Origin of the sequence: Streptomyces sp. NPDC088923, from assembly GCF_044749745.1 — a bacterium.
Classification (GTDB): domain Bacteria; phylum Actinomycetota; class Actinomycetes; order Streptomycetales; family Streptomycetaceae; genus Streptomyces.
In genome coordinates, this window is the sequence record NZ_JBIVIO010000008.1 from 224453 (window position 1) to 240004 (window position 15552).

15 protein-coding genes and 1 pseudogene are annotated in these 15552 nt (G+C 71.4%); 4 read left to right on the plus strand and 12 right to left on the minus strand.

Going from position 1 to position 15552, the window contains the following annotated elements:
- Positions 1 to 265: 265 nt before the first annotated feature.
- Positions 266 to 854: pseudogene (locus tag ACIP4O_RS26210) on the plus strand (transposase family protein); the annotation flags it as partial.
- A gap of 253 nt (positions 855 to 1107) precedes the next feature.
- Here the strand turns inward: ACIP4O_RS26210 and ACIP4O_RS26215 are convergent.
- On the minus strand, positions 1108 to 1326 hold the full coding sequence (locus ACIP4O_RS26215; RefSeq protein ID WP_401578064.1) for a DUF397 domain-containing protein: 219 nt from the start codon (positions 1324 to 1326) through the stop codon (positions 1108 to 1110).
- Positions 1323 to 2198, minus strand: a complete 876-nt coding sequence (locus ACIP4O_RS26220; RefSeq protein WP_401578066.1) for a helix-turn-helix domain-containing protein — start codon at positions 2196 to 2198, stop codon at positions 1323 to 1325. Before ACIP4O_RS26220 ends, ACIP4O_RS26215 begins: the two co-directional genes overlap by 4 nt.
- Positions 2199 to 2612: 414 nt before the next feature.
- Between ACIP4O_RS26220 and ACIP4O_RS26225 the strand changes: the two genes are divergently transcribed.
- Positions 2613 to 3056, plus strand: coding sequence for an ATP-binding protein (locus ACIP4O_RS26225; RefSeq protein ID WP_401578068.1), 444 nt, complete (start codon positions 2613 to 2615; stop codon positions 3054 to 3056).
- A 190-nt stretch (positions 3057 to 3246) separates the two neighbouring features.
- On the opposite strand, the gene ACIP4O_RS26230 is transcribed toward ACIP4O_RS26225, so the two are convergent.
- Positions 3247 to 3492, minus strand: a complete 246-nt coding sequence (locus ACIP4O_RS26230; protein ID WP_401578070.1) for a hypothetical protein — start codon at positions 3490 to 3492, stop codon at positions 3247 to 3249.
- Positions 3493 to 3711: 219 nt separating this feature from the next.
- Here ACIP4O_RS26230 and ACIP4O_RS26235 point away from each other — a divergent pair, with 219 nt between their 5' ends.
- A complete protein-coding gene (locus ACIP4O_RS26235; RefSeq protein WP_401578072.1) occupies positions 3712 to 4437 on the plus strand; it encodes a dienelactone hydrolase family protein in 726 nt (241 codons plus the stop codon).
- A gap of 6 nt (positions 4438 to 4443) precedes the next feature.
- On the opposite strand, the gene ACIP4O_RS26240 is transcribed toward ACIP4O_RS26235, so the two are convergent.
- The 7 genes from ACIP4O_RS26240 to ACIP4O_RS26270 form a co-directional block, all read right to left on the minus strand.
- Complete coding sequence (locus ACIP4O_RS26240) at positions 4444 to 5070, minus strand: RloB family protein (protein ID WP_401578074.1); 627 nt, start codon at positions 5068 to 5070, stop codon at positions 4444 to 4446.
- Entirely contained in the window at positions 5067 to 6368 is a 1302-nt protein-coding gene (locus tag ACIP4O_RS26245) for an ATP/GTP-binding protein (protein ID WP_401578076.1), read from the minus strand. Before ACIP4O_RS26245 ends, ACIP4O_RS26240 begins: the two co-directional genes overlap by 4 nt.
- 183 nt (positions 6369 to 6551) lie before the next feature.
- Positions 6552 to 8387: a bifunctional metallophosphatase/5'-nucleotidase gene (locus ACIP4O_RS26250; RefSeq protein ID WP_401578078.1), complete on the minus strand. Its 1836-nt coding sequence runs from the start codon at positions 8385 to 8387 to the stop codon at positions 6552 to 6554.
- A 138-nt stretch (positions 8388 to 8525) separates the two neighbouring features.
- Positions 8526 to 9752, minus strand: a complete 1227-nt coding sequence (locus tag ACIP4O_RS26255) for a GNAT family N-acetyltransferase (RefSeq protein WP_401578080.1) — start codon at positions 9750 to 9752, stop codon at positions 8526 to 8528.
- 72 nt (positions 9753 to 9824) lie between these two features.
- Positions 9825 to 11054, minus strand: coding sequence for an FG-GAP-like repeat-containing protein (locus tag ACIP4O_RS26260; RefSeq protein WP_401578082.1), 1230 nt, complete (start codon positions 11052 to 11054; stop codon positions 9825 to 9827).
- 125 nt (positions 11055 to 11179) lie between these two features.
- Positions 11180 to 12145, minus strand: coding sequence for an asparaginase (locus ACIP4O_RS26265; protein WP_401578084.1), 966 nt, complete (start codon positions 12143 to 12145; stop codon positions 11180 to 11182).
- A 101-nt stretch (positions 12146 to 12246) separates the two neighbouring features.
- Positions 12247 to 12990, minus strand: coding sequence for an ABC transporter substrate-binding protein (locus ACIP4O_RS26270; protein ID WP_401578086.1), 744 nt, complete (start codon positions 12988 to 12990; stop codon positions 12247 to 12249).
- Between the two features lie 403 nt (positions 12991 to 13393).
- On the opposite strand from ACIP4O_RS26270, the gene dtd reads away from it, so the two are divergent.
- Positions 13394 to 13819, plus strand: a complete 426-nt coding sequence (dtd, locus tag ACIP4O_RS26275; protein ID WP_401578088.1) for a D-aminoacyl-tRNA deacylase — start codon at positions 13394 to 13396, stop codon at positions 13817 to 13819.
- Between the two features lie 181 nt (positions 13820 to 14000).
- Here the strand turns inward: dtd and ACIP4O_RS26280 are convergent, their stop codons facing one another.
- Both ACIP4O_RS26280 and ACIP4O_RS26285 read right to left on the minus strand, forming a co-directional pair.
- Positions 14001 to 14975 carry a YgfZ/GcvT domain-containing protein gene (locus ACIP4O_RS26280; protein WP_401578090.1) on the minus strand — a complete coding sequence of 325 codons (975 nt, stop codon included), beginning with the start codon at positions 14973 to 14975 and terminating at the stop codon, positions 14001 to 14003.
- 34 nt (positions 14976 to 15009) lie between these two features.
- Positions 15010 to 15522: a Fur family transcriptional regulator gene (locus tag ACIP4O_RS26285; RefSeq protein WP_401578092.1), complete on the minus strand. Its 513-nt coding sequence runs from the start codon at positions 15520 to 15522 to the stop codon at positions 15010 to 15012.
- Positions 15523 to 15552 lie beyond the last annotated feature (30 nt).

Below are 15552 nucleotides of genomic sequence, written 5' to 3' on the forward strand. Positions count from 1 at the left end.
GAGTGCAACGAACAACTGCCCGTTTAGCAACTACCGCCGGGCTCTCACCTTCCGGGCCTCATGAAGCGGCCTGCCCGTGGCCCGGCCAGGAACTTACCCAGCCCGCCGCACCCCAACAGCGCACTTCTAGTTGCTAGTCGGGCGTCCCGGCTCGGCAGAGGCAGTGAGTGTTTTCAGAGGGGCGGCCGATCGGCTGGCGGTGGTGAGGCCGCGACGCACGAGGCACCCGTGTCGTTGAGGGAGATGTTCCAAGTCTCAGCTCATCCTGGCCCGGATCGCCTGGGCCTTCGGCATATCGGTTGGCACCGCCCACGCCTGCGCCGGCGCGGTCATCGACCTCCTGGCCGACCGGTCACCGGGTCGCTGAGAGTCCCGCGGGAGAGCCACCCGCAGTACGTGCTGCTCGACGGAACGCTCGCCGAGTGCGAACGCGTGGGCGACGGCCAAGCCGGCTGCCCGCACAAGCACCGCCGCCACGGCGTGAACGTCCAAGTCGTCACCGACCTCTTCGGCCGCATCCTGTGGATCTCTCCCACCTTGCCCGGCCGGTGCCACGACCTGACCTCGGCCCGCACCCACCGCATCATCCGGATCCGCGAACGCCACAGCGTCCTTGCCGACATGGCCTGCGTGGGCGCCGGCGACTGGGCCACCACAGCCAAGCGCCGCCCACCGCGCGGCACACTCACACCCACCGAACGAACCGAAACCGCACCCTGTTCGCTGCCCGAGCAGCCGTCGAACGCGGCATGGCGCGGCCGAAGTCCTGGCAGATCTCCCGCGGATCCCGCATCAGCCCCCACCGCATGACGTCAATCGCCAGCCATCCTCACCGTGGAGAGAGGCAACGCTGAGAACGCTCAATGGTTGGCGGCGTTGCTGTGCGAGGACCTGGACCAGGTGAGGCGCGAGTTGGTCATGCTGTTCACCTCGACATGAACGGGGCGTCCGCGCGGCGCCGTTGGGGCCACCCGTATCGCCATGACAGCCCCCGCATGGGCAATCGGCACCGGGTCCCGCATACGGGGGGCGGGAGTGGGGGAATGACATGACGGTGGGCCCTCCTCGCTTGATCCGAGGAGGGCCCACCGTCATGTGGTGCGGTGATCAGAGGGCGCCGGAGACGACCCCGTCGCAGAACGCGGTCCACTGGGCGGAGGTGTAGCGGAGGGGGGTGAGGGAGGTGTCCTTCGAGTCGCGGAGGGCGATCCCGTCGGTCAACACGGCAGCCTCGACGCAGTTCTCGGCCCCAGTGCTGTAGGAGGACTTGAACCAGTCAGTGTGCGAGAGATCGATCGAGCTCAGGCCAGTCAGGGGAGTTGTCACGTGTCCAGTCCGTTCATGATGTTTCTGATCTTCATGCGTGAAGCGTCCACAGACAGGGCTGCGGCGACCACGCGAGCGAAGGCGTCCTCGAACACCCTCACGTCCTCGGTTCCCTCGACGAAGTGGCTACCTCGCAGGTTCTCCAGGTTGACCACGGTCGGCCATGGAGCAGGGAAGTGCACGATCTCCATGAGGCCGATCATGCCCGGATGGGCCGTACCCCGGAGATCCAGCACCTGAATGGTGACATTCGGCAGGTCGGAGATATCGAGCAGGTGACGAAGCTGCTCGCGCATCATGTGCGGCTGCTCAACCGACGTCATGTGGAGAGCGGCTTCGTGGACGATCGCCCAGAGTTTGAGTGGCGCAAGTCCGCCAGGTCGCGTGGTCAGTATGGCTTGCCTGGCTCGGCGCAGCTCAGCGAGCGCGTGTACCTCCTCCGGCGTGCGAGTAAGGCCGGTGGCTCCAATGATTTCCCGCGCGTAGGCGCTGGTCTGGAGCAGGCCAGGGATAGCGGGCCCGGCAAACTGCTCAGCCTCCGCGTCGGCTTCGAGATCCAAGAGATCCCGATACGAGTCCGCCAGAACATCCCCGTACGGCCGCCACCACCCTCGCTTACCCGCGTCCTTGGCCAGGTTCGTCAGGGCGGTCACGACCTGCGGGTCCTCCGCGCCGAAGAGCTTGAGCAGTGACTCCACCTCCTGCGGAGTCACCCTCCCCTTCGCGTTCTCGACGCGCGAGTACTTGCTCTCGGCCCAGCCCATCGCCTCGGCGGCCGCGCGGCTCTCCAGGCCGGCAGCGGTGCGGCGCCTTCGCAGCTCATTGCCCAGTCGCCTGCGGCGCAGGGTGGGGACGGCCCTCTGGTTCGGCATGTGGTGCTGACACCTCCGGTGGGTGAGCGGGCACGGGTGAAGTCTGGCAGCTGCGGGGTGCGTTGACGAACCGATAGGTGGCTCCACATCCCCGCTGGTGCTGAATGTACCGCGCTGGGTGCCGCAATCGAGCAACCGAATATGTCATCGATTTTGAATTTAGGTGACTCACTTGCCGGTTACGGGTGCGGCACGTCACACTCTTCTTGCGGATTCCGTGACGGAGCGAGCGCGCTCAGTGAGGGATTTCCGTGCGTCTCGGCCTTCTCACCTGCAAGTCGAGGTCCTCACATGCATCTGAACCCCACCCCGAGCCCTCCGGCCGCCGGAGGCGGGCCCCCCGCCCGCCCACGCCCCTTCGTCCCGCTACCTCACCCGAACGGCGTACACCTCACCACCCGGGAGCGGAACGACGTGAACGAGTACGACGACCTCGCGCCCTGCGCGGACCGCGCGTCCGGCGCCTTCGCCTCGGGGGTCGGCGTGCCCGCGTACAACGAAGTGCTGCCCCGTATCGGCGAGTCGGCGGCTCCGGCGCGGCGGCTGGTCCGCCTGGCGCTTGCCGTGTGGGGGCTCGACGCGCTCGCGGACTCCGCCACGCTCGTCGTGTCGGAGCTCGTCGCGAACGCGGTCACGCACGCGCGGGGCGAGACGATCCGGGTCGTGGTGGCGCGACTTGACGGGAGAGGTGCGGAGATCGCGGTCTCGGACTCGTCGCGGGCGCGCCCCGTGCCGCACCGGGCGGGGCTCGAAGCCCTCGACGGACGCGGCCTGTTGCTCGTCGAGACGTACGCGACGCGGTGGGGAACGGAGCCGAAACCGTGGGGGAAAAGGGTGTGGGCGGAGGTACGGGCATGAGTGCCGAACCGGAGGAAGTGTGTCGGCAATGCGCCGAGTTGAGGCGCCGGGAGGTGGCCGCCGAGGCGGTCGGGGACTACTCCCGTGCCACCGACTGCCGCGTCCTCATGAAGCGGCACCCGCACATAGGGGACGGTCCACGGTGAGCTGCGGGCGCCCCGCCCGGTGGCGGAGGCGCCTCGCGGTGGGGTCAGTGGCCGGAGTGGTCGACGGCGTTGCCGTTGGAGCAGTTGTTCTTGTGGTTGCCGAACCAGTCGCTGAGGGCCGGGACGACTGCGAGTTCCTGAATGCAGACGTCGGCGGCGGAGAAGTTCCAGTCCTTGGTGGCGCTGACGTCGCCCCCGAAGTTGTCGCCGTTGTCGGCGAAGGCCGGGGCGGGGGCGGCGGCGGAGAAAGCGGCGGCGGCCAGCAGACCGCAGGTGAGAATCTTTCGCATGGCCGGTAAACCGTCACCGCGCGCCTCCGGTCACGCCCCGCTCACCCGAACGTGCGCCGGGCGCACGCCCACCGGGCCGGACAAGCGCCCTGCCGCCCCCGCGGCGACCGCCCACCGGCCCCCCGGACTCGCGCAGCGCCCGTACGGCGGCGCCTCGCCGTCGTCCGCCCTCGGTGAACCCGCCCCCGGCCGGGCCGCGCGGCTCGTAGCGTGCCCCGTATGACAGAGATCCGCTCGCGCGCCGTCACGTACGCCGCAGACGGGCTGGACATGACCGGGTACCTCGCGCTTCCGGGCGGTTCGGGGACGGGGCCCGCCGTCCTGATCGGGCCCGAGGGGCCGGGGCTCAGCGGCGTCGAGCGGGGCCGGGCGGAGACGCTGGCCGAACTCGGGTACGTGGCGCTGGCATTCGACGTGCACGGCGGCCAGTACTTCCGGGAGCCCGCCGACATGCTCGCGCGCTGTCTCCCGCTCCTCGCCGACCCGGCGCGGCTGCGCGGCATCGGGCGCGCCGCTCTCGACGTACTGCTCGCCGACCCCCGCGCCGACGCCGGGCGGATCGCCGCGATCGGGTACGGGACCGGTGGGGCCGTCGTGCTCGAACTCGGGCGTGATGGTGCGCCGTTGAGGGCCATCGGCACGATCAACGCGCTGATGACGGGCGGCGTCGCCGCGTCGGCCCGTATCCGCTGTCCGGTCTGGGCCGGGGTCGGCTCCGAGGACCCGATCATGACGCCCGACCAGCGCGAAGCCTTCACCACCGAACTCCAACAGGCCGCCGTCGACTGGCGTCTCACCGTCTACGGCGGCGCCCACCACGCCTTCCCCTACCCACCGGTCGACCACCCGACGGTCCCGGGCGTGGCCTTCCACCCGGCCCACGCGGCCCGCGCGTGGCGGGATGTGGTGGCCCTGCTCGGGGAGTGCGTGCCGGTGGACAACTGAACGGTCTCAGCGGCCCGCCCCGCCCCGGTGGGCCTTCACCAGCGCGTGCACGAGCGTCGGCACGGAACTCGACGGATTCGGCGGGACATGGGCGTACACGATCGGCTCGCACTTGGCAGCGCGGGTCAGGGCGGTGGCGTAGGCCGCGTACGGAAAATCCGCGGGGATGTTCTTGTCCACGAAGCCTCGCTTGCCCAAGAGCTTCTTGAGTTCGGCGCCGTCGATCCATCCTGTCCTGTGCTCGAAGTGCCACAGAAGCCAGATCTCGAAGCACGGCGCGCTGATCGCCACGTCGATGCCGAGGTCCCGCGCCTCCTTGCACGCACGCGGCAACGTCTCGTGCCGGTCCACGTCCACCACGCACCACACCTCGTCGAACGGGTCCCCGCCGTTCCGCTCCGCCCTTCGCCGGCGCTCCGCCTCCTTCACCACTGCGGCGGGGTCCCTGCCGATCCCGACCGGCTTGACCTTGACCACCTGGACCGCCTTGGCGTTGAGGAGCGCCGCGAAGTTCTCGAAGTACTGCGGTTCGGTCCTCGTTCCCTCGGTGACGATGAGGAACTTCCGGTTCTCCTGGCGGCGAGCCCGTGGTTTGGAAATGCGCCCGCCCCCTCGGATCTCCCGCCGGCTCACGAGGCGGGCTCCGCGAGGGCGGCATGCAGTTCTTCCCAGGCGAGCGCCGGGACGGCGCCGTAGCGGCCACCGAGGTAGCGGCGCTCGATGTTCTGGTCCTTCTTCACCGGGAAATCGGTGAGGGGGTAGAGGTCCGTGACTCCGTTCCCGCCCTTCTCCGCGAACCAGACCTCCTCGGTGTCCAGGCTCTCGCCCGCGAGGTGCCCCATGAGCGAGGTGTCGTGGGAGGTGAAGATCAACTGGGCACCACGCGGGTTGATCTCGGGGGACTTGAAGAAGGAGATGAGGGCGGAGGCGAGGCGGGGGTGGAGGCTGGCGTCGAGCTCGTCCACGAGCAGCGTTCCGCCGTGCTGGATCTCGCGCAGTGCGGGCAGTGCGAGGGCGAGCCAGGCGATTGTGCCGCTGCTCTCGTCGGCGAGGTCCAGTCTGCGGGGGGTGTTGTCCTCCCCCGCGCCGTGCCAGAAGGTGATGCGCTTGTCCCGCTGGCCGAGGACTCCCGCGAGGGCGCGCTTGTCGAAGCTGTCCCCGGCCGCCAGAGCGGCCAGCGCGTCGCGCGATTCCCGCGTGGGCTCGCGCTCCTCCAGACTCACCCTCGCGATCCCCAGGTCTGCGAACCGCAGAAGGCTCTGTGCCTGCCGGACGTACCCCTCCTCTTCCAGCCACTTCCTCACAAGGAGCATGCGCCGGGTCTGGTTGACCTCGGAGAAGTCCGCGAACACGACGTGCTGGCTGATGCGGTGGTAAAAGGGCTTCAGGTAGGGGTGGTTGGCCATCGACGCGACCGAGAGGAAGAGGTTCTTCCCGCTCATGAGCCGCGAGATGCGCACGTTCTCCCCTTTCAGGTGCCGGCTGAAGGAGATGTCCTCCGGGTCCGGTCCCGTCCGCTCGAACAGCATCCGGCGGCGGCCCTCGGGAAAATTGCTCAGCCACTCCGAGACGATGCCCTCCGCCCGAAGCTCGAAGCCGTAGACGTGGCGGACGCCCCCGACCGTGAAGTCGAACTCGTAGGCCGAGGTCTCCGAGGCCGAGCCGCCGTCGAGCAGGAAGGGCCTGTGGGGGATGGCCCGGCGGTCGCTCCACGACGCGGAGTCCCTGATGACCGAGACAGCGAACGCCATCGCGTCCAGCACCGTCGTCTTCCCCGACGCATTCGCCCCGAACAGCCCCGCCACCCGGTTCGTGACCGCCCCCCAGTCGCCGTCCTTCGGACGCACCGCGTCGAAGCCGGACCGGGTCAGCACGAGTTCCGTCGTGTCCCGCAGGGCCTTGTGGTTCGTCGCACGGAATCTCAGCAGCACCTGTGCACGCTCCCAGGCTGTCGTTTCACCCTGTCTCAGGACGGTAATCGTCTCACGATCTTGTCAAAGCGTATGTGAGCGTCCTCTTCGGTACCGGAAACAGACTCCGCAGCACGAGGGCCCCGCACCCCCGCCGAAGCGTGAGGGTACGGGGCCCGTACGGCCGGTAGGGGCTCTACGCCGTTACCTCACCACCGTGATCCGGTCCGCCTTCGGCGGGGACAAGGGGGTGGCCGCCGACGAGTTGGCCGTCAGGTAGTCGTTGAACGCCTTCAGGTCGTCGCTTCCCACCAGGGGGCTCGTGCCCTTGCCGAGGGACGTGAAGCCGTCGCCTCCGCCGGCGAGGAAGCTGTTCATCGCCACGCGGTAGGAGGCCGCGGGCTCGATCGGTTCGCCGTTCAGACGGATCGAGGACGTGTCGACGCGGGACGCTCCCGACTTCGTCAGGTCCAGGGTGTAGGTGAGGCCGTCCGAGACCTGGAGGATCTTCGGGGACGCCTCGTTCGGGCCGCTGACCTGCTCCTGGAGCGCGCTCACGAGCTGCGCGCCCGTCAGCGTCACCAGGTTCACCGTGTTGCTGAAGGGCTGCACCGTGAACGCCTCCCCGTACGTCACGACGCCATCCCCCTCCGCCCCGCTCGCCGCGTGCACGAGGTCCGCGCGGATGCCGCCCGGGTTCATGAGCGCGAGCGACGTGCTCGGGTCGAGCGTCTTCGCGTGGGCCAGCTGGGCGTCCGCGATCAGGTCCCCGAGCGGCTGTTCCGGGCTCGTACCGCGCGGGACGTCCGCCGAGATCCAGCCCACCGCCTGGTTCGCGACCGGGGCCGCCAGGGTGTTCCAGCGGCTGATGAGGGCCGTCATGTCAGCGGCCTTCGGCTGCGTGCGGCTCACCACGTGGTTCGCCGAGCCCACCTTGGTGCGGACGATGTCGTTCGTACGACGGTCGTAGGTGAGGGTCGTGTCCGTGTACAGGCGGCCGAAGGACGAGGCCGAGGTGACCAGGCGCGGGTTCCCGGCCGGGTCGGGGATCGTGCACACGTACGCGTTGTGCGTGTGGCCGGTCACCAGCGCGTCCACCTTGGGCGTGATGCCCTTCGCGATGTCGACGATCGGGCCCGAGATCCCGCCGCCCGCCGCGGGCGAGTCGCAGTCGTAGTTGTACGCGCCGTTCGCGGGCAGTCCGCCCTCGTGGATGAGCGCCACGATCGACTTCACGCCCTGCTTGTCGAGCTCCTTCGCGTACTTGTTGATCGTCTCGACCTCGTCGTGGAACCTCAGTCCCTTGACGCCCTCGGCCGTGACGATGTCCGGCGTGCCCTCCAGCGTGACGCCGATGAAGCCGACCTTCACGCCGTTCTTCTTCCACACCCAGTACGGCTTCAGGAGCGGCTTCCCGGTCTTCTCCTTCGTCACGTTCGCCGTGAGGTAGGGGAAGTCCGCGCCCTGGAACTTCTTGCCCTTCTCGTAGCAGCCGTCGTCCGGGTGGCACCCGCCGTTCTGCATGCGGGAGAGCTCGGTGGCGCCCTCGTCGAACTCGTGGTTCCCGACGCTCGTGACGTCGAGGTCCAGCTTGTTCATCGCCTCGATCGTCGGCTCGTCGTGGAAGAGGCCGGACAGGAGGGGGCTCGCCCCGATGAGGTCACCGGCCGCCGCCGTCACGGAGTACGGGTGGCCCTCGCGGGCGGTGCGGAGCGAGGAGGCGAGGTACTCGACGCCACCCGCCGCGACCGCCTTCGTCGTGCCGTCCGGCTGGAGTTCGGTCACGGAGCCGGAGGAGCCGGCGGGGGTTTCGAGGTTGCCGTGGAAGTCGTTGAAGGAGAGCAACTGGACGTCGACGGTACGGGGGGTGGGGGCGTGGTGACCGTGGTGGCCGTGGCCCGGCCTGCCGTGCGAGGTGTGACCGTGGCCGTGCGCCGCCGCCGGGCTCGCCGCCGTCAGCGCGGCGACGGTGGCCAGACCGGCGGCAACCGTCAGCAGATGGCGGCCTGTTCGGGGTGGACGGGGCGGTGTGGCGGGCATAGGGGTCCCCTCGTGCGCTCGGGAGTTCGCGGAGATTCGCTGTGCGGAGCCTGTACGGACGCGGTGCCCGTACGGGCGGCAGGATACGGTCAACGCGCGTAGCGTGGCGAGGGATTGGGTGACGAGGAGCTGTACGGCTCAGAAACCGTCGGGGCACCAGGGGCGGCGGGCGGTGCGCAGGACGCGCTCCGCGCGGGCCGCGGCGCCCTCCGCGCGCTCTTCGACCAGACCCGCCTCCACCAGTGCGAGCGGCGAGCCGTCACCGAGCCAGAGCCGTGCCAAGTTGCTTACGCTCAACACGAGTTCGGGCTCCTCCCCGGTCCGCTCGACCCGCCCCGTACCGTCCGCGTCCGCGGTCAGCCGGTACGTGCCGCCCGCCGGTCCGCCCGGGTCGGCCACCCCGAGGACGAGGCCGCCGGGGGCCTCGTACGTACGGGCCTCGAAGGCGGCGACGACGTCCAGGAGGCGGACCCACAGGAAGTCCGTGACGTGCTTGACGGTCGCCGCGCGCGGGTCGGGCAGGAGGAGCGGGAGGAGGTCGTCGGGGCTCCGGTGGCAGGACTCGACGTGCGTGACGTGGTCGATCGCGCACAGGTACGTCCACAGCGCGCGCCGGGCCCCGGGGGTCACGGTGAGCAGGTCGTGGACCTTCGCGGTGCGCGAGGCGTCGTCCACCTCGTAGCAGAGCAGTCCGGCGGGGGTGCCGTCGGGCTCGCGGTGCAGGACGTACACCGGCTCGTTCCAGCCGGGCGGGCGCGAGCGGGTGCCGGTGAGGGTGCGCCACCAGTCGGCTCCCCTGCTGATCGCGCCCGGCTGGGTGGCGAGGAAGCGGGCGTGCAGCGCGGGGCCGTGCGTCAAGGCCGACTCGGCGTCCACGAGTTCGAGGCGCCCGTCCTGGGCGGGGAGCGCCCGCTGCCGGTCGAATCCGCTGGCCGCGGCATCGACGCGCCAGGTCACGGAGTGTGTCGCCGGGCCGAAGCCGAAGCGGCCGTAGATGGGGTACTCGGCGGAGATGAGCGTCGCGATCGCCTCGCCGCGCGCGTGCGCGGCGGCCAGTTCGGCGCCCATCACGCGGCTGAGGATGCCGCGCCTGCGGTGCGTCGGGGCGACGGACACGGCGGTGATGGCGTCGGCGGCGACCTGCGCGCCCCCGACCGCGGTGACACGCTGCGGGAAGGAGCGCAGCGTGCCCACGCACGCGCCGTCCTCGAAGGCCCCCGTGTACCGGGACTCCCCGAATTCCGCGGTGAGTTCGGCGAGACGCTCCGGCAAAACGGTCGGCGGTTCGAGGAAGGCGGTACGGACGACCCTGAGCCAGGCGGGGAGTTCGTCCGGCCCGGTCAGGGGACGTATGTCGAGAGGCATGGGGGCAGGCTAGGCGGACGTGCGGGTGGGACGCACGCCGGTTTACGGGCGCGCCCCACCACACCGGACGGGTCAGACCAGGCCGTTGAGCAGCCACCACTCGCCGTCGCCGCGCACGCCGCCCGCCAGCTTGCCGTTGCCGAGGCCCTTGTACGTGACGAGCCAGCCCGGATTGCCCTCGAAGCCGTCGAGCACGTACTTCTCGTTGGTCACCGTGACGAGGTCGGGGCGGCCGTCGCCGGAGATGTCGCCGACGCCCACGATGTCCTCGCGCGCGTTCCAGCCGCCGTTGCCGATCAGGACGCGGGAACCGAGGGCGGAGGCGCGGCCCGGGTAGAGCCACAGCTTCCCCGTGGCCTTCTCGCGCGCGTACAGGTCGGGTCGCCCGTCGCCGTTCGCGTCGCCCACGCCGACCAGCTTGTTCATGGCGTTCCAGCCGCCGTTGCCGATGAGCTTGCGCGCGCCCAGCCCGCCCCCCGACGTACCCGGGTAGAGGTAGAGCTTGCCCGTCGAGGTCTGGACCGCGACGAGATCGGCGCGCTTGTCCCCGGTGAGGTCGCCCACGGCGGTGATCGCGTTCATGCCGTTCCAGCCACCGTTCCCGATGAGCTTGCGGGTGCCGAGGCCCCCGTCGCCCTTGCCGGGGTAGAGCCACAGCTTGTCCGTGGACTTCTCGCGCGCCACGAGGTCCTCGCGCCCGTCGCCGGTGAAGTCGCCGTGCCGGGTCAGGGCGCTCATGCCGTTCCAGCCGCCGTTCCCGACGAGCCGCCCGGTGCCGTCGCCCGGCGAGAACCACAGCCGCCCGGCCTTGTCGCGGGTGAGGAGGTCGGCCCTGCGGTCGCCGTTGAGGTCACCGAAGCCGAGCGCCTTGGACGACGTCTCGCTGAACCAGGTGGGGTACGCGGTCCCGGAGCACTCGCGCTCGGTGGCGACGAGCTTCACGGAGTTGACGGTTTCGTCCGTGCCCCCGTGCCACTCCCCCGAGGTCCCCGGGTCTTCCGCGAAGTAGCCCTTCGCGATCTCGTAGTTCTTGGCGCTGTACTCGCAGGCGATCAGTTTCGTGCGGTTGCTGAACGCGTGGAGCTTGTTGGCCCAACTGCTCCCGAAGTCCTTGGCGCTGGTCTTCGTCTTGTACGGCGTGCCGGTGGCGTTCTTGCTCTTCCAGCCGCACCAGTACCCGGCCGGGCAGTTGGTCCCGCCCTCGTCCGCGGCGGCGGGCGCGGCTGTCGTGGTGACCAGGCCCGTACCGGCGAGCGCGAGACCCGCGAGTGTCGCGAGGCCCCTGATGAAACGCTGTCGCATATGGCTTCCCCTCCCTGCGCGGACCGGCGACGACACCGCCGGTCCCCGGGGGCACTTTACGGGCAGCCGCACACCGTCTCTTCACCGGTCGCCCACAAGTGGGGCCGAGGGCGGGGCCGGTGGCCTCAGAACGTCGCCCGGACCTCCCCGACCACCACGGACCCACCCGTCAGCGGGACTTCACCGATGCGGTCCACCACCGGGTCGTCCACGTCCAGGAGTTCCAGGCCCCGCGCGAGGACGGCGCGCAGAGCGCGGCCGCCGCCGTCGTCGATCTTGAAGGCGAGCGCGGAGCCGTCGGGGAACGCGACCGCCTGCACGCCCTCCGCGCCCATCTTGGAGAGGACCCCGGGGACGGCGCGCATGAGCCACGTGTCCGGGCGGCGCGTGCCCGCCACGTACTCGGGGTGCGCGCGCATCGCGGCGGCGACGCGGCCCTCGGCGCTCGACGGGTCGGCGAGGACGAAGGAGCGGAAGGCGCGCGCGAGGCCCGTGAGGCTGAGCGCCATGAGCGGCGCGCCGCAGCCGTCGATGCCGAGCGCGGAGATCTCCTCGCCCGCCGCCTCCTCGACGCAGTCGCGGACGAGGAGCTGGAGCGGGTGCCCCGGGTCGAGGTACGAGCCGGTCGGCCAGCCGTTGGCCCGGCAGGCGGCGAGCATCGCGGTGTGCTTGCCGGAGCAGTTCATGGTGACGCGGGCCCTGACCTCGCCCGCCGCGAGGTACGCCTCCGCCTCCTCCGCGTCGAGCGGGAGATCGGGCGGGCACTGGAGCTGCGCCGGGTCAAGGCCGTGCTCGTCGAGCATCGTCCGAACGAGCGAACGGTGGAAGGGCTCTCCGGAGTGACTCGCCGCCGCGAGGGCGAGCCGGGGGCCCTCCAGGTCGAGTCCGGCACGCAGCACGGCGGCCGCCTGCATCGGCTTGTTCGCCGAGCGCGGGTAGACCGGCGCGGCCGGATCGCCCAGGGCGGTACGGACCGAGCCGTCCGGGGCGAGCAGGACGAGGCTGCCGCGGTGCCTGCTCTCGGGGAAGCCGGACCGTACGACCTCAGCGAGTACGGGGGCGACGACGGAGTGCGACGGGGTGGTGCTCATGGGGGGTGCTACGGCCTTCCGGGCGGGCGGCCCGCCCCCTCGGACCCCGGCCGCGCCCCCACGGGGGCGGCACGGCCGGGGACGGCGGGATCACCGCCTCTTCACAGGAGCAGGTCGTCTACTTGCGCTTCTCCCTCACGGTACCTGCGGGCGATCTCCGCGCTGCACCCGTCGGCGGTGCGCTGGAGGGCGAGACGACGGCGCGAGACGTCCGCCTCGTAGGCGAGCAGGCGGGCCCGGCCGCGCGACAACTCCTCGTCGGTGCGGGCCGCGAGATCCGAGAGGGCGACCTCCTGGAGCATCGCCCCGGCGAGCCGCTCGGCCTCCTCGCCGTCCGGCGTCACGACGCTGAGGTGCCGGACCGAGGACCGCTGCCGCGCCGGGCCGTCCCGCAGGATGCCCGCGAGGCGCGCCACGACATCGGCGTCCCCGGGGCCCGCGACGGCGGGGGGCGCGGGGCGCGGGACGGGGGGCGCGGGGGGCGCTTGCGGCGCGGGGGGCGCCTGGCGCGCGGGGGGCGCCGGTGGAGCGGCGGGCGCGGCGGGCGTCTGCGCAGCGGCGGGCGTCCGCGGGGTGGTGCGGCCGCGGATCTCGGCGGTGAGGATGTCGATGCGGCCGTGCAGCATCCGTCGTACGTAACTGAGTTCGGCCTCCTCGCGGCCCGAGACCCGCCGCAGTTCGCGCAGTTCGGGCAGCGTGAGCCGGCCGAGCCGGGCCGCGGGCTCCTCGGGTCCGTCCGCACGCGGGCGCGGCGCGCAGGCCGTGACCCAGTCGTGCGCGGTGCCCTCGGCGCGCGTGGTGGGGGCCGCGAGGACCCCGGGGTGTCTCATGGCTGAGCTGTTCATGTGTTTCCGTCCCCTCGACAGCGCCTCGCGGCGCTGAATGCATTCTGCTCCCGCGGGACGGCCGTTGTGTCCAACTGGCCGCATTCGCGGGACGTTGAACCGTTAGCGACCGCTTTATGTGCGCACGTCCGGACCGGGATACGGAGTTCACGCGGGCGGCCGGGATGCAGCCATGTAGCGCAGCGCACGAGGGCGTACGGAGTGGAGCGGGGGCGGCACGGGGGGCGGCCGGGACCGAGCGGTGTGCGCCCCCGAGCGCCCCCTGCACGGCTTCGGGCGGGGCGGCGGGGGGCGGGCTGGGCGGTACCGGAGCGGGCGGGGCACCTCCGGGGCGGTACGGGGGCGGGCGGGGCACCTCCGGGGCGGTACGGGGGCGGGCGGGGCGGCGCGGTTCAATGGGCCCATGCGTGCAGTCGTGCAGAGGGTGGACGGGGCCGGTGTCGTCGTCGGCGGCGAAGTCGTCGGGGAGATCAAGGGGGAGGGCCTGTGCGTCCTCGTCGGGGTGACGCACGAGGACACCCCGGCCAAGGCCGCGCAGCTGGCGCGGAAGTTGTGGTCCCTGCGGGTGCTGAACGACGAGAAGTCGTGCTCCGACACCGGTGCCCCGCTCCTCGTCGTCAGCCAGTTCACGCTGTACGGCGACGCGCGCAAGGGCCGCCGCCCCACGTGGAACGCGGCGGCCCCCGGCGAGGTCGCCGAGCCGCTGGTGGCCGAGGTCGTACGGTGCCTGCGCGAACTGGGGGCACACGTCGAGACGGGCCGCTTCGGCGCCTCGATGCGAGTCACGCTGACGAACGACGGCCCGTTCACGGTCCTGCTGGAGATGTAGTCGCGCGTGCCGGCTCGGGCCAGCCATCCGAGGCCCGCAGGGCCGAGCAGCGTCGGCTGAGCCGAAGGGAGCGCGACGGTGTCGAGACGCCCGTCGCGCGCAGGTCGCGAGGAACGAGCGACCGAGCACGTCGGGTGACTCGACACCGGCTCGGGCGCTCCCGGAGGCGAAGCCGACGCAATTAAGAGAGGGTTTCCTGCGCCGCGGCCGTCTCCTCCGCCAGCAGCGGGGCGTCCACCGGCACGTTCCGCTTGATGAGGCCGAGCGCGATCGGGCCCAGCTCGTGGTGGCGGGCCGAGGTGGTGACGAAGCCGAGGACGCGGCTCTCGGGGCCGTCCGTCGCGAGGCGGAGCGGGGCGCCGTGCGGCGGGAGGTGGACCTCGCTGCCGTCGAGGTGGAGGAAGACGAGGCGGCGCGGGGGCTTGCCCAGGTTGTGGACGCGCGCGACCGTCTCCTGGCCCCGGTAGCAGCCCTTGTCGAGGTGGACGGCGCTCGCGAGCCAGCCGACCTCGTGCGGGATGGTGCGGTGGTCGGTCTCGAAGCCGAGCCGGGGGCGGTGCGCCTCGACGCGCAGCGCCTCCAGGGCGAGCAGCCCGATCGCGGGCCCCGCGGCCTCGGCGAAGGCCGCCAGCTCCGTACGGGGCAGGAAGACGTCCCGGCCGTCCGGCGTCTCCCGTACGGCCGCGGCGTCGGGCGTCGGCGTGATCGACCCGGCGGGCAGGTGCACGACCGCGTACTGATCGGTGCGGTCCGCGACCTCGACGCGGTAGAAGAACTTCATGCTCTCCAGGTAGCCCGCGAGCGCCTCACGGGTGCCGGGCTCGACGTGCAGCCACGTCGTGGTGCCGTCGTCGACGAGCGAGAGGTGGTGCTCGACGTGGCCGTTGGCGGAGAGGACCAGGGCCTCGGTGGCCCGCCCGGCGGGCAGCTCGCTGACGTGCTGCGTGAGCAGCAGGTGCAGCCAGGCGAGCCGTTCGGGCCCTTCGACGGTGAGCACGCCGCGGTGCGAGAGATCGACGAAGCCGCGCCCGTCCGCGAGGGCGCGTTGCTCGCGGAAGAGATCGCCGTAGTGCGCGGCGACCCCGGCGTCCACGCCTTCGGCGGCGACGGCTCCGGGAAGGGTGAGGAGCGGGCTCTGCGACTCGGTCGTCTTCATATCCACGAAGGGTACGACCCCGGCGCGGCCCGGGTTATTCCGGCAGGGAGCGGGTGTGCTCGGTGCGGTCACCGGATACGTGCCCGGCGTGCTCGGTGTGCTCACCGGGGGTCCGCTCGCGGCCCTCGCGGTCCTCGCGGCAGTCGCGGCAGCGGCCGAAGATCGCGAAGTGCTTGAGATCGGTCTCGAAGCCGAACTCCTCGCGGAGCTTGCGCGCGAAGGCGTCGGCGCTCGCGACCCCGGTCTCGATGACGTCGGCGCAGTCACGGCACACGAGGTGCAGGTGGTCGTGCCGGTCGGCGAGGTGGTAGGTGGGAGCGCCGTGGCCGAGGTGCGCGTGGCTGACGAGGTTCAGCTCCTCCAGCAGCTCAAGCGTGCGGTAGACGGTCGAGATGTTGATGCCCGAGGCCGTCTTGCGCACCTCGCAGAGGATGTCGTCGGGCGTCGCGTGTTCGAGCGCGTCGACGGCCTCCAGGACGAGCTGGCGCTGCGGCGTCAGCCGGTAACCGCGCTGCCTGAGATCGCTCTTCCAGTCGGTGCTCACCACACGACCAGTGTAGGCACGGGCGCGGAAAGC